We start from the raw sequence: 20,268 nt of genomic DNA, 5'->3' as shown, positions 1-20,268 counted from the left end.
TCAGTCCACGACGAACTGGCGGTCGTGGAGGCCGGTGGCGCTGCCGGGAATCGCGGGTCGGCGTTCGGAGATCTGGACGTTGCCGTCGGCATCGACTGCTCTCACCGTCACAGTGTGGGTGCCGGGTTCAAGGTTGTTGAAGGGACACCGCCATTGCCGCCAGGTGTCGGTGGTCAGTTCCTTGCTCAGCTCCGCTGTGTGCCAATCGCCGTTGTCGATGCGGACTTGCACCTCGGCGATGCCGACGTGCTGAGCCCAGGCCATTCCCGCGGTGATGATCTGTCCGTCCTTGTTGGGGCTGGCATGGTCACCGGCACGGGGAACGTCAACGCGGGAGGCCACGAGTACGGGCCCGTGGGTGGCCCAGCCGCGTTTCGTCCAATAGGCCTCCTTATCAGTGAAGCGGGTGACTTCGAGTTCCGTCACCCATTTGGTCGCCGACACGAAGCCGTAGAGTCCGGGCACGACGAGCCGAGCGGGGAATCCGTGGTCGCGGGGCAACGGTTCACCGTTCATCCCGACGGCCAGCAGGGAGGCCCGATCATCGGTGAGGACCTCGAGGGGTGTTGAGGCGGTGAAGCCGTCGTCGGATGTCGACAGCACCATGTCTGCGTCCGCGCTCGGTTTGGCGCGTTTGAGCAGGTCTCGCACCGGGTAGCCCAGCCAGGTGGCGTTGCCGACGAGGTCACCGCCGACCTGGTTCGAGACGCAGGTCAGGCTCACTCGGTGCTCTTCCAGTGGCAGGTCGAGCAATTCGGCCATGGTGATCGTGACTTCGTCTTCGACCATTCCGTGAATGTGCAGCGACCAGGAGGATGCGTCGACCGACGGTGGGATGAGCGCGGTGTCGATGCGGTAGAAGTCGTCGTTGGGTGTCATGATCGGGGCGAGTCCGTCGATATCCAGGTCGGCTCCCGCTGGGATCTCCGGCGCCGAGGCGGCCGGTCGTGGCAGCACCAGCTTCGTCACCGCTCCTGCCGCGTTCCGGGCGAGGATCGAGGCCGACTGGCCTGCCGCAATCGCAGCGATGCCGACAGCGCTCAGGCCCGCGGCAAGACCGAAGAAGGCACGCCGGTCGGTGCCTGGCCGGCCGTCGAAGTCGGCACTCCGGTCTGTGCTGGCGGAGTCCTCCGAACGTAGTTCTCGGCCATCGCCGAGGCTGATCAGTCCCATGTATGCCGCGCAGCCCAGTGCCACTCCCCCCAGTGCCGGAATCGAATCGAGGAGCGCCCCGCCTGTGCTCAGCAACAGGAAGACGGGCAGGATGCCGAGACCGATGAGGAGCACGAATGACAGGGTTCGCCGACGTAAGCCGATTCGTCCGATCACACCCCCGACGGCTGCTCCGACGATGACGAGGGTGATGATGAGAGCGAGTTTGTCGTTTGTGCCGAACACGCTGATGGCGGCCTTGATCATGGCCGTAGGCGTGAGAGGAATGATCGCCTGCCCCAGGATCAGCAATGGGGCCGTCGTCGCGGAGAAGGCACCGGCAATGAATTCGGCAGCCCCGAAGTAGACAAGGGTAGCCACGCCACCGGCGAGGGTGAAGAGCAGTGGGCGGCGATCGGTCATCTGAATTTCGCACCTTCTCGGGGCAGCGGATGGCGCCCTCGATTATCCTCGTCTGCGACCGTCCGTGGGGGCGGAAGACCTTACAGAACAATGACGTCGGCTTCGTCTAGAGGGTTCGGAGGCATCAGGCCAGAATTCGTCAGTGGTTGCCGATGGTCTCAGGCAAGGCCCCGACGGAGTCGAACCGCGGCGTCCAGCATCAGCTCCAGACGCTCCAGTCGCTGTGTTTCCGGCAGGTTCGCAGCAGACTCTATTCCGTCGTCGATGAGCACCACGACCTGGTCAGCCAGGCTCTGATCTCCCAGTTCCGGGACCGCGCGGCCTTCGGAGCCGATAGACGAGAACTGCGCAAGCGCCTCGGTGATGGTGCCGCGACGTGACAATATGCCAGCCGTGCTGTCGGGGGAATTCGGACCTGTCTCAGCGAGCTGACGAGGGTTCAGGCCGATGATGCGGATACGCAGACGGCGGACCTCTGTTTCGAGGTCCGCCGTCACGTTGTTCATGGCTCAATCATAGACGTCGATCCCGGGACCACACAGCTGGTGTGTGAGGCCTGGGGCCGGGAGTGTCTAGTTCCTGAAGTAGGAGATGAGGCGCAGGATTTCGATGTAGAGCCACACGAGGGTGACCATGAGGGAGAATGCGCACATCCAGGAGTACTTCTCCGGAATCCGCTGCTTCACACCCTGTTCGATCATCTGGAAGTCCATGATCAAGGTCATGGCCGCGAGCACCGTGGCGACGATGCCGATGATGACACCCAGCGGCATGGTTATACCCATGATGTTGATCTCGACGCTGCGTGCGCCACCTGAGCCAGTCATCATCGCGATGCCGAAGTTGATGAGCGAGAAGATGGCATAACCACCGACGGCGATCAGCATGAACTTCTTCATCTTCGAGCCGTAGCGCACGCCCTTGAACTTGAACAGGGCGAGCATGACGCCGAAGACGCAGAGCGTGGCGAGAACCGCCTGGATGACGATGCCGGGGAACATGGTCTCGAACATAGAGGAGATGCCGCCGAGGAAGACACCTTCGAAGGCGGCATAGCCGATGATCAGGCCCTTGTTCGGCTCCTTCTTGAAGGCGTTGACAAGTCCGAGGACCAACGCGATGAGCATCGCGGGAAAGGCCAGGGGCGTGACGAACCAGCCGAGTACGGCGCCGGCGAGGAGAATGGTGAAGAGGACACCGGTCTTCATCATCACATCGTCGTAGGTCATTGCCCGTTCGGCGGTCTGCGGACCGGCATTGCGGGTCTGCGCGGCAGGCTTGTCGAACAGGTTGTTGAGCTCCTGGTCGGACATGACCGGTTCGTTGCGTCCGGCCTGAACTCCCTGGTTGAGAGCCCGGTTCATCATGGGGTTACTCACGGTCGAGATCCTTTCGATCTGAGCAGGTTGCTCGCACAGACGAAATGCCGCACGAGAGTTGAATCATGGTCTGAGTCTAGTCACTTGAGCTGAACACACACTGAAGATCTAGTGCTCGAGAAGACGAGCGTTGCACGATCGTAACGCTCATCCACTGCCCGACTATTCCCGCAGCCACAGGTGTCGCTGCGACCCTCCCACATCGAACGCAGAGCCGAACGTCGAGAGCAGGCTGCAGGAGTCTGCTCTCGACGGTGCAGCTTGCTTTCGCCGGTGCGAGACAGTGCGGCCTCAGCCCATGTGGTAGCTCGTGGCCGAGCCCGGTCCCCAGGGGATTCCGGTGGACCACCAGATGAAGAACAGCAGTCCCCAGAAGACGAACATTGCGAACGACAACGGGATCGTGAACGAGAGCAGGGTGCCGATTCCCGCGTCCTTCTTGTAGCGCTGGATGAAGCCGAGGACAACGACGAAGTAGGGGCTCATGGGCGAGATGATGTTCGTCGTCGAGTCACCGATGCGGTACAGGGCCTGCGTGGTCTCTGGGGCGATGGACAGGAGCATGAACATTGGCACGAGCACCGGGGCCATCAGTGTCCACAAACCCGATCCCGAAGTCAGGAACAGCGCGCCCAGGGCCACGAGCACCCATCCGCCCATCAGGATGACGAACGTCCCGGTGTTGAGCGAGCCGAAGAACTCCGCTCCCCGGATCGCGAGGATCTCGCCGAGGCTGGACATCTTGAACAGGGCCAGGAACTGGCTGGCGGCGAAGAACAGGACGATGACGGGCACGAATGGAAGGAGCCCCTTGCCCATCATGTCGGGGATATCGGAGGTCTTCTTGATCGTACCGGTGGCGTAGCCGTAGACGATGCCGACGATGAAGAAGCCGAAGCCGATGATGGCGGCGATGCCCGACATCAGTCCTGATTCGGGGCCGAATGCCCCGGCCTCGTCGCGGAGGAACGAATCCTGGGGCCAGGCGAGGAGGAACAGGATCGCTGCGCAGGCGACGATGGACAGCACGGCAAGGACCATGCCCCGCTTCTCGTTGGAGTCCAACGCCATCTTGACGTCGAAGTTGTCCGGATCGTTCTCGTCAGGTGCGTCGAGTTCCATCTGATCGGCACGTTTGGTCAGCAGGAGTTCGGTGACCAGGGTGATGGCACCTGCCACGACGAACATCGAGATGAAGTTGAAGTAGAAGTTCGCGAGCGGGCTGACGACGTAGTCCGGGTCGATGATCTGAGCCGCCGAGGTGGAGAGTCCACCGAGGATTGTGTCCATGGAGTTGACCATTGGCGCCGCAGAATACCCGCCCGAGGTGGCAGCGTAGGCGACGACGCAGCCCAGCAGAGGGTTGCGCCCCACCGCTTTGAACGCAAGTCCGCCGAGGGGAATCATGATCATGTACGAGGCATCCGAGGCGATCGATGCGGCGGTGCCGGCGAGTGCGACGATGAAGGTGATCCACTTCGGTGAGGCACCAGCGATCGTTCCACGCAGCATCGCCGGAATCAGTCCGGACTGCTCAGCCACGGCGACGCCGATGAGGACGATGAGGACCAGACCCAGTGGTGGGAACGTGACGAAGTTGTTCGTGGCTCCGGCGACGATCGCACGCAGGGACTCAGTACTGAAGAGGTTGGTGACCGTCACCGTCTCATCGGTGGCCGGATTGACGGCCTGCAGGCCGGTGGCGGAGAAGATCGCCGAGAGCGCCATGACCACGACGGCCAGCGACAGGAACAGCCAGAATGGGTGGGGAAGTTTGTTTCCGGCCTTCTCGATGATGACCAGCAGGCGCATGAGCCAGTTGAGATCGGCCGGCCTTTTCGTTTTGGTGTCGGTGACAGCGGCGGTGCGCGACATCGATGCTCCTCAGTGATTCGTACAGGGTATGTGCAGATGAGCCGGTCGGTGCCCCTCATACAGTGGTCGAGACACGACTGATCTGTGGCAGGGGACACTGTGTGCACCGCCCAGTGTTATAGAGATCACTGATTGCGGCGAGACGATCTCATATCCTGGATCGACTGCGACATCCGCTGCGCTGGTGCAAGAGCATGTGCACGCCTGCGGACAAAGAGAAAGCCGACCGCACGAAGGTGCGATCGGCAATCTCAGGCTGCTGGGGCGTTCATCTCAGCGTTCGAGGTTTCCTTGGATGAAGGCTTCGACTGCGTCGTGAGCAGAATCGTCGCCCGTCTGTTCCGGAGGCGACTTCATGAAGTACGACGATGCCGAGATGAGGGCTCCGCCGATTCCGCGGTCGAGTCCGATCTTTGCCGCACGGACGGCGTCGATGATGACTCCGGCGGAGTTCGGCGAGTCCCAGACTTCGAGCTTGTATTCCAGCGACACCGGAGCATCACCGAAGTTACGGCCCTCGAGACGGACGAAGGCCCATTTGCGATCGTCGAGCCACTCGATGTAGTCGCTGGGTCCGATGTGGACGTTGCGGGGAGCGAGCTCGGCCGAGGTGTTCGAGGTCACGGCCTGAGTCTTCGAGATCTTCTTCGACTCGAGGCGCTTTCGCTCGAGCATGTTCTTGAAGTCCATGTTTCCGCCCACATTGAGCTGGTACGTGCGGTCGAGGACGACGCCGCGGTCTTCGAACAGTTTGGCCATCACCCGGTGAGTGATGGTCGCACCGATCTGACTCTTGATGTCGTCACCGACGATCGGCACACCAGCGGCACGGAACTTCTCGTCCCACTCCTTGGTCCCGGCGATGAAGACAGGCAGGGCATTGACGAATGCGACCTTCGCGTCGATGGCGGCCTGTGCGTAGTACTCGACGGCCTCCTGCGAACCTACGGGCAGGTAGCAGACGAGAACATCGGCTTTCGCGTCGCGCAGCGCCTGTGCGGCGTCGACAGGTTCGATATCGGATTCGACGATGGTCTCGCGGTAGTACTCGCCGAGCCCGTCCAGGGTCGGTCCGCGTTGAACCTCGACTCCGGTCGCTGGCACGTCGGCGATCTTTATCGTGTTGTTCTCACTGGCCGTGATGGCCTCAGCAATATCGGTGCCGACTTTCTTGCCGTCGACATCAAATGCGGCAACGAATTCGATATCACCGACGTGATAATCGCCGAATTCAACGTGCATGAGGCCCGGTACTTTACTTCCTGGGGCCGTATCCCTGTAATACTCAACACCTTGGATCAGGGAAGAGGCGCAGTTGCCCAATCCGGCAATCGCGACTCGAATCGATTTCGTTCCCACGTCTGTGATCTCTCCTTTGTCATTCCGGGTCTCCCCGAGCGTCAGGTCTCCCCAACTGGGGCCACCTTGAAATGACCCCGACTATTCATCTTAATGTCCTCGTCAAAACGGCGAGACGTCTTCGTCGAAACTGCGAGACGTCTTCGTCGAAACGGCGAGACGTGTGATCGGCTGAGGGTTTGGCCTCCGCCGATCGCGGTGTGTGGGCTCAGCTGACGACGAGCGGTTCCAAGACCAGATCCGGGTGATTCTTCTGCACACCTTGGAGACGCCACCTATCCGAGAACAGGGCGAGCAGCTCACCGTCAGACCGGTGCAGAACCTCAACTGATCGTTCCCTTGCCAGAGTCGGCACGCATTCCGGTGTGGTGCGCCGAGCCAAGGAGAAGTTGAGGCGCTCCAGCGCACAGGGTGCGTGGAATTCGTTGTTCATCCGGTCCTCGGCAACCTCGAACTGCATCGGCCCGACAGCTCCGAGGACAGGGGCCTGGTCACCGCGCAGGTCAGAGCGCAGCACCTGAATGACGCCTTCGTGGTCGAGCTGTTCGATACCGCGGCGGAACTGCTTGTACTTCGAGGAGTCCTTGGCCTTGATGACCATGAAGTGCTCTGGAGAGAACGTCGGAATGCCGGGGAATTCGACCTTCTTGTCCAAGTAGAGCGAATCGCCCACGCGCAGAGCACTGGCGTTGACAAGGCCGACGACGTCTCCTGGAAATGCTTCGTCTACGACGTCACGGTCACGGCCGAAGACCTGCTGCGCGTACTTAGTGGCGAAGGGTTTGCCGGTCGCAGCGTGGGTGAGCACGGAGCCGCGTTCGAAGACACCGGAACAGACCCGAATGTAGGCCAGCCGGTCGCGGTGGTTGGAGTCCATGCCGGCCTGGACCTTGAAGACGAACCCGGAGAACGGGTCGGCCACGTCGCGGGGCACATCGTTCTTGTCCAGACGGGCCTCTGCGGCAGGCGCCAGGTCGACGAGCATGTCGAGGAGTTTGTGGATGCCGAAGTTGAGCACCGCCGAGGCGAACATCACCGGAGTCGATTTGCCGGCCAGGAACATCTCTTGATCGTGGTTCTGATCTTCCATGTCGAGGAGATCGGATTCGTCGACGGCGGCTTGCCAGGCATCACCTTCGAGCTCGATGGCCTTGTCTGCTGCGTAGGTCTCTTCGCCGGCGATGGTGGCGCCGGCATTGGTGCGGTCGTACTTCGTGTAGTCACCGGTGAGACGGTCAAGAACACCCCTGAAGTCACCGGACTGTCCGACGGGCCAGGTCAGCGGGGTGGGCAGGAGACCGGTGCGTTCCTGGACCTCATCCATGAGCTCCAGAGCGTCGAGACCGGCACGGTCCCATTTGTTGATCACGGTGATGATGGGAATATTGCGGTGGGCACAGACTTCGAAGAGCTTCATGGTCTGCGCTTCGAGCCCCTTTGCCGCATCGATGAGCATCACTGCGCAGTCGACGGCGGAGAGCACACGGTAGGTGTCCTCGGAGAAGTCCGCGTGGCCCGGGGTGTCGACGAGGTTGAAGACCGCATCCCGGTACTCGAACTGCAGCGCGGCCGAGGAGATCGAGATGCCGCGGTCCTGCTCCATCTTCATCCAGTCGGAGACAGTGGCGCGGCGACCGGCCTTGCCATGGGTCGCGCCGGCCTTGCCGATGGCTCGCGCGTGCAGGGCGAGCGCCTCGGTGGTCGTCGATTTACCCGCGTCGGGGTGCGAAATGACAGCGAACGTCCGACGGCGAGCCGCCTGGGTTCGAATGTCCTTGTCAGAATACTGGCCAGAAGTCACCAAAATATCTTATCTCTCTTCTGTCCCTGAACGTGTGTCCGGTCAGTCACAGTTGTGTTCGGTGTGCGTATGCGGTTCCGCGGAGGCATCCAGCGTCCTGTCGGATTCTGCGTTTATGCTGGGTGGCGATGAATGAGGAATTTGTTGAATACGCCGGACGCTCCGAACCGAAGGAACGACTGCTCAAGGCCCTGCCGCTGATTCTCGCGGCGATCCTCGGCGTCCCCTTCCTGGTGTTGGCGATCAAGTTCTCACTTTCGATCGCGCAGGTCACGAAGTACATCTTCGACATCGGGACCTCCGGGTGGGAAGCCTTCAGCATGGTGATGCTCAGCCTCTCCGGTGCATTCTGCCTCGTCTTCTACCTCGCGTTCCTGTTCATCGGCACCCGCAGACGCACCTGGAAGTGGCGTATCTGGTGGTCCGCCGCCGCCTTCCTGGCTGCGGCCATCCTCCCGATATGGTGGCTGTTCGCCGGCTACTTCACCAACGCCTCCGCATAGCCGCGGCTTCCGGTGCCAAGTCCTGCACATAGCGACGTTACCTACCCGCAGTGTCACTTCCTCCCGTGAGTTTCGCACCCCACACCCGCAGCACCTAAACCTCTCGTTGCAAAGGTACATTGAGAGACTAACGGCGCGGGGTGCGTGCCCGCCCCAGCCACAGGCACCGCCCCAGCCACAGGCACGGCCACAGCCGCGGCTCATCACAACTGCGCGAGGGCTTTCGCGATCCTCTTCTCCGACACCGGGTGGGCAGTACCCAGTGAGTTCGCGTAGAGGCTGACGCGCAGCTCTTCGAGCATGATGATCGTCTCCCGCCACTGGCTGGGCACCGAGACCACAGTCTGTGACCAGTCCGCCTTGACCAGATCGGGGAACCTGTTTCCGACCTTCTTCGTCACCGCTTCTGCGCTGCCACTGAGGCGGTCCATGAGCTGTTTGTCACGCATCGGCGAGTTCTGCATTCCTTCGATACGCACCACCTCCGCCTGCACCCATCGCGGCAGATCGCGAACCATCTGCCCGGTCATCGCGGCCACAGACTCTCCCGTGACTCGCGAACCGCGCCATGCCTGGACATCGGCGAGGTTTGACAGGATCGCCAGGGACGAGGCCTTCGACACAAGCCGGTCGAGCTCGGTCGCCGACCGCAGCGCCTTCATCAGATGAGGCAGCAGGCTCGAGCACATCTCGGTCAGCGTCGCCTGCATGGCGGTTTCAAGCCGCCCGAATTCGTCGGCATCTGCCACCCAAGCGGTCTCTGCTGGTCCCAGTTCGGCCTCGACGACATTGCGGATCCCAGCCCTGATGAGTGCGTGGAGCAACTCGTCCGAGGATTTCTGGTGACCGGCGAGGACGAGTTTCTCATCGGTTGTCAGTCCGTCTCGCAGGTATTTCAGTGCCTCGTTCGTGCGCAGGCTCAGCAAGGTGATCAGTGCCTCGCGTGAGGCCAGACGCGCCTGGGCGGCGGTGTCGAAGGCGATGAGGTCGACACTGGTGCCACGGTCGACCAGACCCGGCACAGCACCGACTTCCGCCTCGTCCGGGCTGGTCAGCGCGCCGAACGACCACGAGGTCAGCCCGGTTTCGGCAGTGAACGAAACTTGCTTCGCCCGAGCCTTGCGCACCTGGGGTTTGGCCGTTGCCGTCAGCGTGGTCAGGTCCTCGCCGATACCCACTGTGGTGGTCCCGTCGATGACGCGGAAGCGGATCCGCAGGTGCGGTGGGATCCGATCCCGGTCGAAGTCCTCGGCGCTCACGGTGATGGGCACGAGGTCATTCAGGCCTCCCCCGCCTGCACGTTCGCTCAGATGAGCGGCAAGCACCTCGGGCAGCGCCCCGCGATAGGGAGTGAGCACGGGCAGGATGTCGCGGGCGACGTCCGGTGCGGGCACGAAGTAGCGGCGTTTGTTCTTCGGCAGTGACCGAATGTAGGCGGCGACGAGTTCCTCACGCAGCCCCGGGACCTGCCAGGAGAATTCATCGGAATCCACCAGGGGCACGGCGGCTGCGGGCAACTCAACGGTCACCCCGTCCTCGGTGCTGCCCGGTTCGAAGGAGTACCGCAGCTTCGCCATCGAACCGTCGACCAGTTCCCATTCCATCGGGAAATCATCGGCCACCGAGGCGGTCAGTTCCTCGCTGTCGTCACTGAGCAGGATCGACGTGGTCAGATCCAGCAGGTGCGAGTCGCGACGCTTCTGCTTCTTCCACCAGGCCCGGAAGTCCGCCGCCGAGGTGGTCGTTGTCGGAATCCGTTCATCGTAGAACTCGAAGAGCGCATCGTCCTGGTCGAGGACCCGTCGGTTGCGTGTGCGTGAGGCCAGCGCTTCTGCCTCATCGATGACGAGTGCATTGTGGTCGAGGAATCCGAAGTGTTCGTGCCAGTCACCTTCGATGAGGCCCTTGCGAATGAACATGTCACGTGCGGCCTCCTGGTCGAAGGTGCCGTATCCGACGCGGCGGTCGGTCACAAGGGTGACGCCGTAGAGCGAGATCTTCTCATAGACCATCGAGCCGCCGGCTTTCTTCGACCAGTGCGGGTCCGAGTACTGCCTGGTCACCAGGTCACCGGCTGCTTCGACGACCCAGTCGGGTTCGATCGCTGAGACGGTGCGCGCCCATAGCCTGGACGTTTCGACGAGTTCGGCGGCCATGACGAAGTCGGGCTTGTTCTTGAACAGGCCCGAACCGGGGAAGATCGCGAAGCGGGTGCCTCGGGTTCCCTGATAGTCCTTGTTCCGCTCTGACCTGACTCCGATCATCGACAGCAGCCCGGACAGCAGCGCACGGTGAATGGCCGCGGCATGCGGGTCGAGCCTCGCACTGGCGGCACTCTGCCCGGAGCCCTTCTCAGCGTCCTGCCCGCTGTTCTTCTTCGCGCTGCGTTTCTGTGCACTGAGTTCGGCGAACCCGACCTTGCCATTGGCGCTCTTCGGCCCTGTCGTCGCTGCGGCAGCGTTCGACGCGGTCGCTTTCGCACCGGTCGCCTTCGATCCCTTCGCAGTCGAGGCAGATCCAGAACCCGCCTCGCTACGGCCCTGAATCCCGGAGGTCGATCCGGAGGATCCCGCATTGTCGACAGCAGACGCGTCGACCGGGCGCCACACGGACTTGTTGACGCGGATGCCGGCGGACCCGAGCAGGGAGCGCAGCTGGCCGACGAGGTCCTGCCATTCGCGTATGCGCACGAAGTTGAGGAACTCGGCCTTGCACTGGCGGCGGAACTTCGAGCTCGTCAGGGCCGACTGCTGATCGTCCAGGTAATTCCACAGATTGAGATAGGAGAGGAAGTCGCTGCCCGGGTGGGTGAAGCGGGCGTGCTTCTCATCGGCGGCCGCGCGCACCTCGGTGGGGCGTTCGCGGGGGTCCTGGATGGACAGTGCGGCCACGATGATGGTGACCTCTCCCCCACATCCCGCCTCGGCGCCGGCGATGACCATACGCGCCAGTCTCGGGTCGATCGGGAGCAGCGACAGCTGCCGACCGGTCGGTGTGACCGTGATCGTTCCGGCCTTATCGCTGGTCAAGGCTCCCAGTTCGGAAAGCATGGTGCGCCCGTCACGGACGGCCTTGGCTTCTGGCGGCGTGAGGAACGGGAATTCGAGGATCTCTTTGTCACTCGACGCGAACCCGAGGTCAGCCATCTGCAGGATGACGCTGGCTAAGTTTGTGCGCAGAATCTCGGGATCGGTGAACTCGGGTCGCGAATCGAAGTCGTCTTGCGAATACAGACGAATGCAGATGCCGTCGCTGGTCCGACCGGACCGGCCCTTGCGCTGATTCGCACTCGCCTGGGAGATGCGCTCGATCGGCAGACGTTGGACGCGGGTGCGGTTGGAGTACCGGGAGATTCGGGCGGTGCCGACGTCGATGACGTATTTGATGCCGGGTACGGTCAGTGAGGTTTCAGCGACGTTCGTGGCCAGCACGAGGCGAGGCCTGGAATGGGGTTTGAAGACCTTCTGCTGTTCGCCGGCGGAGAGGCGGGCGAAGAGCGGCACGACTTCCCAATTGCTCAGGCGTGGACGCCCCCGCAGGTGAGCCTCGAGGGCATCGGCGGTGTCGCGGATCTCGCGTTCCCCGGAGAGGAATACGAGGATGTCCCCGGGATCTTCGGTACTGAGTTCGTCGAAGGCTGCGATGATGCCTTCGGTCTGTTCCTCGGGCCCCGTTTCGTAGCTGCCCGACTCTCCTGGTCCATCGACGTCGTCGTCTTCCTCGTCGTCGATCAGCGGACGGTAGCGCACCTCGACCGGATAGGTTCGGCCTTCGACCTCGATGATCGGAGCATCGTCGAAATGCGCGGCGAAGGACTCCGGATCGATTGTCGCCGAGGTGATGATGACCTTGAGCTCGGGCCGCTTCCCCATCACTTCCTTGAGATAGCCGAGCAGGAAATCGATGTTGAGACTGCGCTCGTGCGCCTCGTCGATGATGATGACTTCATAGTCGCGCAGCAGTTTGTCCCGAGACAGCTCTGCGAGCAGGATGCCGTCGGTCATGACCTTCACCCGGGTCGATTCGGCAACCTGCGCGGTGAACCGCACTTGGTAGCCGATGGTCCCACCGAGATCCTCACCAAGCTCGTCGGCGATGCGATCGGCCACGGTCCTGGCAGCGATTCGCCGAGGCTGTGTGTGCCCGATCAGCCCGTTGACTCCCAGCCCCAGCTCGAGGCAGATCTTGGGCAGCTGGGTGGTCTTGCCCGACCCCGTCTCACCGGCGACGATGACGACCTGGTTGTCGCGGATGGCCGCGGCGATCTCGTCCTTCGCAGCGGAGACCGGCAGGTTCGCCGGGTAGGTGACGTCGACGGACTGTGACTGGCGGGCAGCTGCCAGCCGGGCCCGGCGATCGCGATGACCGGCGCCGGTGTTCTTGTGCCGCTGGTTCTTCCGCCGAGGCGAGCGCTTCGCAGATTGCCCGTCCTTGTCGGATTTCGCGACTCTGCGGGGGGACTGCGCTTCGGTCTGCGGGGAGCGCGTTTCGCCGCGCGGGGACGATCCGTCGGTGCGCGGGGGTGACGATGCTGAGTTCTCATGTGCCATTTCAGTTCCCAGCTTAACGTCTGCCCCCAGCGGTACGGGCGCACTCAACTGCGTGACGTTCACGAGCGTTGCCTGTCGGTGTCCGCGATCCGGTGATGCAGGCATCCCAGTGTTGATCCTCGGGGGTAGCCGGAGCGGCGAAGAAGCACGCATTCGCGGCGCCGAGTCCGACCCGGACGTCGAGGCTCTCGCAGAGGAACGGCGGCTGAAATCGTCGCACAGTGGCTGGCTTTTCGACCACAGCGGCTATCCTCGATATGTGACCTCCGATGACTCACGCGGCAGGATCGCCAGACGGATGTTTCCCGACGGCGAGGATCCCGATCCGCGTTTCACCCTCGCCAACGAACGTACCTTTCTGTCGTGGATCCGCACAGCACTGGCGTTTATCGGTGGTGGTATTGCGGTCGAAGCCTTCACCTCGGCGATATTCACCTCCGGGCTGCGGGCGACCCTGTCGATCGTGCTCATGACCATCGGCTTCATCCTGGCCGGCGGTGCCGCCTTCAGATGGCACCGCATCGAAACGGCCATGCGGCACAAGACCTCGCTGCCGCTGCCCCTCATCATTCCCATCGTCAGCCTCGCGTCCGCACTGGGTGCGGGCCTCCTCGTCCTGGTCTTCGCCGGAGTCCTGTGAACACGCCGCGTCCCAGGCGGCCCCAGCCCCATACCGATCCGGGTCTGCAGCCCGAGAGGACGACACAGTCTTGGCTTCGCACCAGTCTGACGATGACGGTTGTCAGTCTGCTCTTCATCCGCTGGATCAATGTGTTCGAAGGCCTGTCCGTCGTGGTCTTCGTCGTCTGCATCACGTTGGCGATTGCCGCGATCGCCATGCAGGTCAGGCGCTACCGCCTCGGAGCAGTGTCCATTCGTGCCGAACGAGGCCGCCCGACTCCTTGGGCGGTCATCTTCCTCACATGTTCGGTTTGCCTCATCGCAGCTCTCGGGATCGCCTCGGTCCTCAAGATCACCGTCGGTTGACCGTCCTCGTTGTGAGACCGCTGTCCGGGTGCCGACCGACGTTGCCTAAACTGGGCTGTATGAAGGACGCACGTGAAGTTTCGACCGCCCCACTTGTTGCCGTTGGCCTGGTCGGCGGATTTCTGACCGCTCGCGAGACCGGGATCCGTCCCCTTGGTGGGGTCGTGCTCGCAGCGGCCGGCGCCTACGCCGCCCGCACCTGGTTCACCAAGCAGGGCTGGCCCATCGGCACGGCGCTGACCCTAGGCTACCTCGGTGGGTTCGGAGCCTCGCACCCCCTGGCGAAGAAGATCGGTGCGTGGCCCGCAGTACTCAGCGTCGCCGCCGCCAATGCTGCGGTCGCCTACATGGCCGTCGACTCTGCCGAAACCAACTGAACCGGCTACCACTCCCCCGCCTCGGCCGCGGCTTCCTGACCTGTCACAAGAGTCTGCCTCGGCCTCAGCCGACTGATCCCGAAAGCGAGGACCACAGGTAGCTCATGCTGGCTGTCTTCGAAGGCTTCGCCGTCATCGCAGGTGTCATCCTGGTCGGATTCATGCTGGGACGATCCGAGGTCCTCGGGCCCACTGGCCAGCAGGTCATCGCAAAACTCGTCTTCTACGCCGGCACCCCAGCACTTCTCTACGTCACTGTTGCCGATACCGACCTGGGCCTGATCTTCAATACAGCGCTCCTGGCCACAGGCGGGTCCGCGGTGATCGTGGGCCTGCTGCTCTTCGTCCTCACCCGCTACATCCGCAGACGCAGCACCGGCGAGGCGATGTTCTCCGCCTGGGCTGTCAGCTACGTCAACATCGGCAATCTCGGCATCCCGATTGCAGCCTACGTGCTCCACGACATCGGATATGTCGCACCCGTCCTGTTGTTCCAGCTGCTCATCCTCGCGCCCATCGGCATGGCCGTTCTCGACGCCGCTGGCAAGAAGAAACACGATCAGCGTTGGTACTCGGGCGTGCTCCCCGTCCTCCGGAACCCTATTGTCCTCGGTGCTGCAGCAGGTGTGGCCGCCTCGGCGACGGGATTCGAACTTCCGCGCTTCATCTTCGAGCCCATAGACATGATCGGCGCCACGGCAGTTCCCGGAGCACTGCTGGCCTTCGGCATCTCACTCAAGGACGGGTGGGCGCTGCCCGCACCGGGGACTAGGAAGCAGCTGACGTACATCACGATCGCCAAGCAGGTCATCCAACCGGTGCTGGCCTGGGTCATCGGTGGCCCTCTGCTGGGTTATTCCGGCATCGCACTCTTCGCCATCGTCGTCACTTCGGCGCTGCCGACGGCACAGAACGTCTACATCTACTCCATGCAGTACAGACAGTCCGAGGCCCTCATGCGCGATGCGGTCTTCATCACAACCGTGCTGGCTGTGCCGACTCTCGTCATCATCGCAGCCCTGCTGGGCTGACCATCCAGGCGGACTGCGGGGCAGAATTCAAAGACGGCGAGCCACCTCGGCGATCCCGGTCGCCTCGGTGATCTGGCGGTCTGTGGCGTGTCGGAGCCCGCTTGCCCGTCCGGGTCAATGACAATGGGAACGTGGCTGGAGACGAGAAGAACGAGACCGAAGACCTCCTGAGCAGACGGATGAGTTCAGGATCGGGTAGTGATGCCGAAAAGCAGACGGAACATCCTCTGGAGGCCGCGAACGATCCTTCGACCGACACCGAGGCGTTCGACCCGATCCGGGAGCCGATCGCCAAGGACGAGCCCAAGCCTTCGACCGGGCCGGTGCGCGTTGCGCCCGCCCATTCTTCGAATCCTGCCGAGACCGCCAGAACCCGGGAGGTCCCGGCCAATTCCCGGACCGCGGTGATGAGCGAAGCGGACTGGGCCGCCGTGACACAGGCCGCGACGTCGACCGAGACCCGAGACCCCGATGTGCCCGAGCGGCGCCGCAGTGTCCTCGATATCATCGGCACCATCTGGATCACATTGGCGACGCCATTCATTCTGCTGGCCCTGGCGGTACGCTTCGTGGCCTCGGGGGTGTTCCTCAAGTTCGAGTACTTCCGCCCCGGCTTCCCGGCTGACCAGTTCGGCTTCGGCAGCGCCGACCGCGAACATTACGGCACATACGTCATCGACTACCTGGCGAACCTCGACTCTCGGCGCTACCTCGCCGATGTGATCATGCCCAACGGCGAGCCCATCTTCATCTCCGAAGAATTGGGTCACATGGCCGACGTCAAGGGCCTCATCTCACTGCTGTACCTGATTGCGCTGATCGGCCTCATCGGTGCGGTTCTCTTCGGCCTCTACATGTCACGCAGGCACGGCACGGGCTTCCACGTCGGACTGCGTTTGGGCGCCATCATCAGCATCATCGCCATGGCGGGCGCGGCCACGCTCGCGTTCCTCGGCTGGGACACCTTCTTCCGCGGCTTCCACAAGATCTTCTTCTCCGACGGGACCTGGGAGTTCTACAGCGACGATTCCCTCATCCGACTGTTCCCACCCCAGTTCTGGGTCGACGCGGGCATCGCCGGAGGCGGACTCTTCGTCCTTCTGGCCATCGTCCTCTTCTGGCTCAGCTTCGCCGGCCACAAGAAGCGCCGCGCACTGAAGAAGGCTCGGCGGGAAGCCTGAGCAAGGCGGGCGTCGCGCCCCAGTGAACGCTGCGGACTCTGCCCGCTCCACAAATGTCGGCCGGGTGGTCTTTCCCCTTCCACCCGGCCGCAGTCCATTCACCCCCGCAGCTGGCTCACCGGCCGCCGGTCCAGCTCACCCGTTGGCGGCTGCTCAGTCGTCGACAGCGTCGCGACCGCGGCGGACGATGATCGGATCGGGTGCATAGACAACCGAGGGATCCTTGCCCTCGTAATCGAATTGGTTGAGGAAATAGCGCATGGCGTTGAGCCGTGCGCGTTTCTTGTCGTTGCTCTTGACGGTGATCCAGGGGGCGTGATCGGTGTCTGTACGACGGAACATCTCTTCCTTGGCCGCGGTGTAATCGTCCCATCGGCCCAGGGATTCCAGATCCATCGGCGAGAGCTTCCATTGTCGCACCGGGTCGATCTGACGGATCGCGAAACGAGTCCGCTGCTCACGCTGCGTGACGGAGAACCAGAATTTCGTGACGTGGATGCCCGAGTCGATGAGCATCTTCTCGAACACCGGCGCCTGCCCCATGAACGTTTCATACTCCTCGTCACTGCAGAAGTTCATCACCCGCTCGACGTTGGCCCGGTTGTACCAGGACCGGTCGAACATGACGAACTCTCCGCTGGTCGGCAGGTGGCTGATGTAGCGCTGGAAGTACCACTGCCCCACTTCCTTGTCCGAGGGCTTATTCAGGGCCACGACTCGCGCCGCTCGCGGGTTGAGGTGCTCGGTGAACCGTTTGATCGTCCCGCCCTTGCCAGCCGCGTCACGGCCCTCGAATACGATGACGTGTCTGCTGTCGGTGTCCTGCCCCCAGTATTGGAATTTCAGCAGCTCCACCTGCAGCTGATACTTCTCGAGCTCGTATTCCTCACGATCCATGAGCTCCGCGTACGGGTAACCTTCGCGCCAGGTTTCGACCGCTCGCCCCATCGGGTCGATGAGGTGCGGGTCCGTGGTGTGGGAGTCCTCGACCGTATAGCCTTCTACCCGGAGTTTGTCGATGTATTCGCGCAGATTCTCATTGAGCAGGTGGTTCACAAGCGCTCCTCATCATCGGCCGCCTCGGTCGTATCGGGTGGATCGGTCTCGTGATCTCGGGATCGTCACCAGTCTTCAAGCACAGTACTGAGGGAAGTTGAACATCAGGTTATCCGATCGACGTCCTGCTTCGGAATGAACCCCAGACTGAGCAGGGGCGCAGCCGCCACGATCGCGAAGGACAACGGATAGCCGAATACGGTGATGAGAGCACCGAATCCTGGGCCGAGGATCGCCGACATGGCGAACTGGCCGGTGTTCTGCGTTCCCATCGCCTTGCCGGACCATCGGGGGCCCGCCGCCTCTGCGACCGAGGCGAAGGCCAGCCCGTTGTCAGCAACCGAGACCGCGGATGCCAGGATGAACACCACAGACGCGATGATCGGCTTCGGGCTCAATGAGAGCAGCGCAATCGCCGCGACGAAGACCACTGCGGCGATCGCGACGACCCGCAGCAGCCCCACCCGAGAGCCGAGCCGATCGGAGAGCCCACCGACGACCATTCGACCGAGAGCTCCCACGATCTGAGAGGCGGCGACGATGCCGCCAGCGATTCCAGCGCTGATGTGCTGATTGGCGATGAGCCAGATGAGACCGTAGGTGGCGAACGCGAACTGGGGGATGACGAGCAGCGCGGAGACACCATGGATTCGCCACAAGAAGGAATCCATCCGGTACGGATTCGTCATCTTCGCTGGTTCCACCCGAGGTTCTGACTCAGGGGCGGGGGCCAGTCGTGCATCGTCCCCAGAGGTTCTTGCGACGGCAGCCTCCGCCCCCGCACCGGGAGGGTTCCGAACGAAGGCAAAGCAGACGAGGGTCATGGCACCGGTCAGGGCAGCGACGAACCAGAGGTAGCCTGTGAGTCCGTGGGCCGCGGCGATGGGCGGAATTGCCAATGCGGCCACACTGGTGCCCAAGGGCGGAGACATCTGTCGGATTCCCATGGCGAGCCCGCGGCGATGCCGGGGGAACCAGCCCATGACGACTCGACCGCTGGCAGAGTTCACCGAGGCGGCTGCAGCACCGGATGCGGCGATGCCGATGACGGTCCACACCGGTGAGTCGACAACGAGCACTGTCAGCGCGCACGCCACCGCCGTCAGACCGATGCCAAGGGTCATCGCCAGTCGTTCGCCGAACCTGTCGGCGAAGGCGCCCCAGGCGATGAGAGTCACGATGAGGCCGAAGCTGGGGGCCGCGGCCACGGTACCGGCCTGGGTGAGCGTGTAGTCGAGTTCCGTGTGCATATACGGAATGAGGAAGGCCGGCCCGGTGATCGCGACAGTGGCCGCCATCTGTGACAGCACTCCGATGACGAGGATCACCCAGGCCTGTCTGCTGGGCGGATTCTCTGTCATGAGTTTGAGACTAGCCGTCTCACGTAGGGCCCGTTGTCGTGTCTCAGATCGCGGCGGACGCCGCACTGCCGTGTCTCGGATCGCGGCAGACCTCGTTACGCTATAAAGTGAGTGCTGGCGTTGCGATCGCAGTGCACGCACATCCCCCTATAGCCCAATCGGCAGAGGCAGTCGACTTAAAATCGATCAAGTGTGGGTTCGAGTCCCACTGGGGGGACATTTTTCTGCCCGCCACTCTCTTCACCCCTGTGCACAATCTGATCATTCGCCGAAGGCAAGCACAGGAGATTCACCATCATGGCCGCGACCTAGCCGGCTCGGCGTCCTCGGCGGTAGTCTTCGTCTACCCTGGCGACCAGCATCTCTTCACCGACTCATCTCTGGATTCTTTCGACGCGGTCGCGAGTGCGCTGCTGCTGAAACGGGCTCGTGGGTTCCTCGCCGCCATCTGAGCGTCGCACGCACGGAACGTGGGCAAGCGGGGAGGTTCGCATCCGGTTGCTCGCCCAGGCAAGATGGTGACATGACGAATGTTCTGCTCACCCCGCAGGGTCCGCCTCTGACAGTCGGCGGCATGGGAGATCCCAGCGTCGCCACCACACCGGGACCTGCCGTTCTCTTCGCGACTCCAGCGACTTCGGGAGATGTCGGCCGAGGCGCAGCGCCTGAGACGCCGGAGGCAGAAAGCACCGTAGCTACTGCGTCCAACCGCCCTCTCGCTTACCGCGAAGCAGGTGCCGATTGGCACCAGCTCGGCTATGAGGCGGCCGACCACTGGGAGGGCCTCTCCCCCGAATTGCGTCAGCGACTGATCGCCGACAGGACGGCGCAGCTCAGCCGTGAGGAGTACTCGACCACGACCGATGGCGCGAGTGCGTCGATGATCACGAGCAACTGGACCTACTTCGGTTCGACTCGCATGTACCGCGTCGCGGGTGAGCTGCGCGAGCTCGCCGAGGTGCTCGCGGAGATCACCAGTGATTGACACTTGAGTCGAGTCCCGGTTCTCGGCTGTGGACTCGATGGCATCGTTGACGGCATTGCAGAGCTCGTCCTCACCCTGGGCAGCTCAGTTCCGCAGTGGTCTTCGGAAAACGGCGAACCACCATCGAAGTACGTGCGTCGGCCGGACGGTCTGGGCGCAGTCCACTGGTGGAGGAACCTGGACTCGAACCTCAGATTCTCCGGGCCGATCCCTCAGACCTTCTGAGCCCACCTCGCGAGGCAGGGAAT

At 62.8% G+C, this 20,268-nt stretch carries 18 protein-coding genes and 1 tRNA gene; 10 read left to right on the top strand and 9 right to left on the bottom strand.

Annotated features, from left to right (window positions below; genetic code table 11):
- The 6 genes from AAFP32_RS05410 to AAFP32_RS05385 all read right to left on the bottom strand — a co-directional run bounded on the left by AAFP32_RS05410 (nucleotide 1) and on the right by AAFP32_RS05385 (nucleotide 7,989).
- A complete protein-coding gene (locus tag AAFP32_RS05410) occupies nucleotides 1-1,575 on the bottom strand; it encodes a molybdopterin-dependent oxidoreductase (protein ID WP_350270934.1) in 1,575 nt (524 codons plus the stop codon).
- 158 nt (nucleotides 1,576-1,733) lie between these two features.
- Entirely contained in the window at nucleotides 1,734-2,081 is a 348-nt protein-coding gene (locus tag AAFP32_RS05405) for a hypothetical protein (protein WP_101619956.1), read from the bottom strand.
- A 66-nt stretch (nucleotides 2,082-2,147) separates the two neighbouring features.
- Nucleotides 2,148-2,942 (bottom strand): Bax inhibitor-1/YccA family protein, encoded by a 795-nt coding sequence (locus AAFP32_RS05400; protein ID WP_101619957.1) that lies wholly within the window; start codon nucleotides 2,940-2,942, stop codon nucleotides 2,148-2,150.
- 303 nt (nucleotides 2,943-3,245) lie between these two features.
- Entirely contained in the window at nucleotides 3,246-4,829 is a 1,584-nt protein-coding gene (locus AAFP32_RS05395) for an AbgT family transporter (RefSeq protein WP_101644457.1), read from the bottom strand.
- A 273-nt stretch (nucleotides 4,830-5,102) separates the two neighbouring features.
- Nucleotides 5,103-6,188 carry an inositol-3-phosphate synthase gene (locus tag AAFP32_RS05390; protein ID WP_101619959.1) on the bottom strand — a complete coding sequence of 362 codons (1,086 nt, stop codon included), beginning with the start codon at nucleotides 6,186-6,188 and terminating at the stop codon, nucleotides 5,103-5,105.
- A gap of 208 nt (nucleotides 6,189-6,396) precedes the next feature.
- Nucleotides 6,397-7,989, bottom strand: a complete 1,593-nt coding sequence (locus tag AAFP32_RS05385; RefSeq protein WP_350270933.1) for a peptide chain release factor 3 — start codon at nucleotides 7,987-7,989, stop codon at nucleotides 6,397-6,399.
- A gap of 128 nt (nucleotides 7,990-8,117) precedes the next feature.
- Here AAFP32_RS05385 and AAFP32_RS05380 point away from each other — a divergent pair, with 128 nt between their 5' ends.
- Nucleotides 8,118-8,492, top strand: a complete 375-nt coding sequence (locus tag AAFP32_RS05380; RefSeq protein WP_350270932.1) for a hypothetical protein — start codon at nucleotides 8,118-8,120, stop codon at nucleotides 8,490-8,492.
- A 203-nt stretch (nucleotides 8,493-8,695) separates the two neighbouring features.
- On the opposite strand, the gene hrpA is transcribed toward AAFP32_RS05380, so the two are convergent.
- The gene (gene hrpA / locus AAFP32_RS05375; RefSeq protein ID WP_350270931.1) at nucleotides 8,696-13,042 is read right to left on the bottom strand and encodes an ATP-dependent RNA helicase HrpA; all 4,347 of its coding nucleotides are present in this window, start codon (nucleotides 13,040-13,042) and stop codon (nucleotides 8,696-8,698) included.
- 259 nt (nucleotides 13,043-13,301) lie between these two features.
- Between hrpA and AAFP32_RS05370 the strand changes: the two genes are divergently transcribed.
- From AAFP32_RS05370 to AAFP32_RS05350, 5 genes are all read left to right on the top strand, one after another.
- Nucleotides 13,302-13,682 (top strand): YidH family protein, encoded by a 381-nt coding sequence (locus AAFP32_RS05370; protein WP_350270930.1) that lies wholly within the window; start codon nucleotides 13,302-13,304, stop codon nucleotides 13,680-13,682.
- Between the two features lie 92 nt (nucleotides 13,683-13,774).
- The gene (locus tag AAFP32_RS05365; protein ID WP_233429522.1) at nucleotides 13,775-14,029 is read left to right on the top strand and encodes a DUF202 domain-containing protein; all 255 of its coding nucleotides are present in this window, start codon (nucleotides 13,775-13,777) and stop codon (nucleotides 14,027-14,029) included.
- 59 nt (nucleotides 14,030-14,088) lie between these two features.
- Nucleotides 14,089-14,406 (top strand): hypothetical protein, encoded by a 318-nt coding sequence (locus AAFP32_RS05360; RefSeq protein ID WP_350270929.1) that lies wholly within the window; start codon nucleotides 14,089-14,091, stop codon nucleotides 14,404-14,406.
- Nucleotides 14,407-14,510: 104 nt separating this feature from the next.
- A complete protein-coding gene (locus AAFP32_RS05355; RefSeq protein ID WP_350270928.1) occupies nucleotides 14,511-15,437 on the top strand; it encodes an AEC family transporter in 927 nt (308 codons plus the stop codon).
- Between the two features lie 131 nt (nucleotides 15,438-15,568).
- Nucleotides 15,569-16,618 (top strand): TIGR01906 family membrane protein, encoded by a 1,050-nt coding sequence (locus AAFP32_RS05350; RefSeq protein WP_350270927.1) that lies wholly within the window; start codon nucleotides 15,569-15,571, stop codon nucleotides 16,616-16,618.
- Between the two features lie 153 nt (nucleotides 16,619-16,771).
- On the opposite strand, the gene ppk2 is transcribed toward AAFP32_RS05350, so the two are convergent.
- Nucleotides 16,772-17,674: a polyphosphate kinase 2 gene (gene ppk2 / locus AAFP32_RS05345; RefSeq protein WP_127362889.1), complete on the bottom strand. Its 903-nt coding sequence runs from the start codon at nucleotides 17,672-17,674 to the stop codon at nucleotides 16,772-16,774.
- A 104-nt stretch (nucleotides 17,675-17,778) separates the two neighbouring features.
- Entirely contained in the window at nucleotides 17,779-19,101 is a 1,323-nt protein-coding gene (locus AAFP32_RS05340; protein WP_350270926.1) for an MFS transporter, read from the bottom strand.
- 77 nt (nucleotides 19,102-19,178) lie between these two features.
- Here AAFP32_RS05340 and AAFP32_RS05335 point away from each other — a divergent pair.
- The 4 genes from AAFP32_RS05335 to AAFP32_RS05320 all read left to right on the top strand — a co-directional run bounded on the left by AAFP32_RS05335 (nucleotide 19,179) and on the right by AAFP32_RS05320 (nucleotide 20,245).
- Nucleotides 19,179-19,252, top strand: a tRNA-Leu gene (locus AAFP32_RS05335).
- Nucleotides 19,253-19,283: 31 nt separating this feature from the next.
- Entirely contained in the window at nucleotides 19,284-19,487 is a 204-nt protein-coding gene (locus AAFP32_RS05330) for a hypothetical protein (protein WP_350270925.1), read from the top strand.
- A gap of 71 nt (nucleotides 19,488-19,558) precedes the next feature.
- Entirely contained in the window at nucleotides 19,559-20,020 is a 462-nt protein-coding gene (locus AAFP32_RS05325) for a hypothetical protein (RefSeq protein ID WP_350270924.1), read from the top strand.
- Nucleotides 20,021-20,023: 3 nt separating this feature from the next.
- Nucleotides 20,024-20,245, top strand: a complete 222-nt coding sequence (locus tag AAFP32_RS05320; protein WP_350270923.1) for a hypothetical protein — start codon at nucleotides 20,024-20,026, stop codon at nucleotides 20,243-20,245.
- Nucleotides 20,246-20,268 lie beyond the last annotated feature (23 nt).

The organism is Brevibacterium sp. CBA3109 (assembly GCF_040256645.1).
Taxonomy (GTDB): domain Bacteria; phylum Actinomycetota; class Actinomycetes; order Actinomycetales; family Brevibacteriaceae; genus Brevibacterium; species Brevibacterium koreense.
Note: the sequence above shows the minus strand (reverse complement) of the source record. Positions and strands in the feature narration are given on the sequence as shown.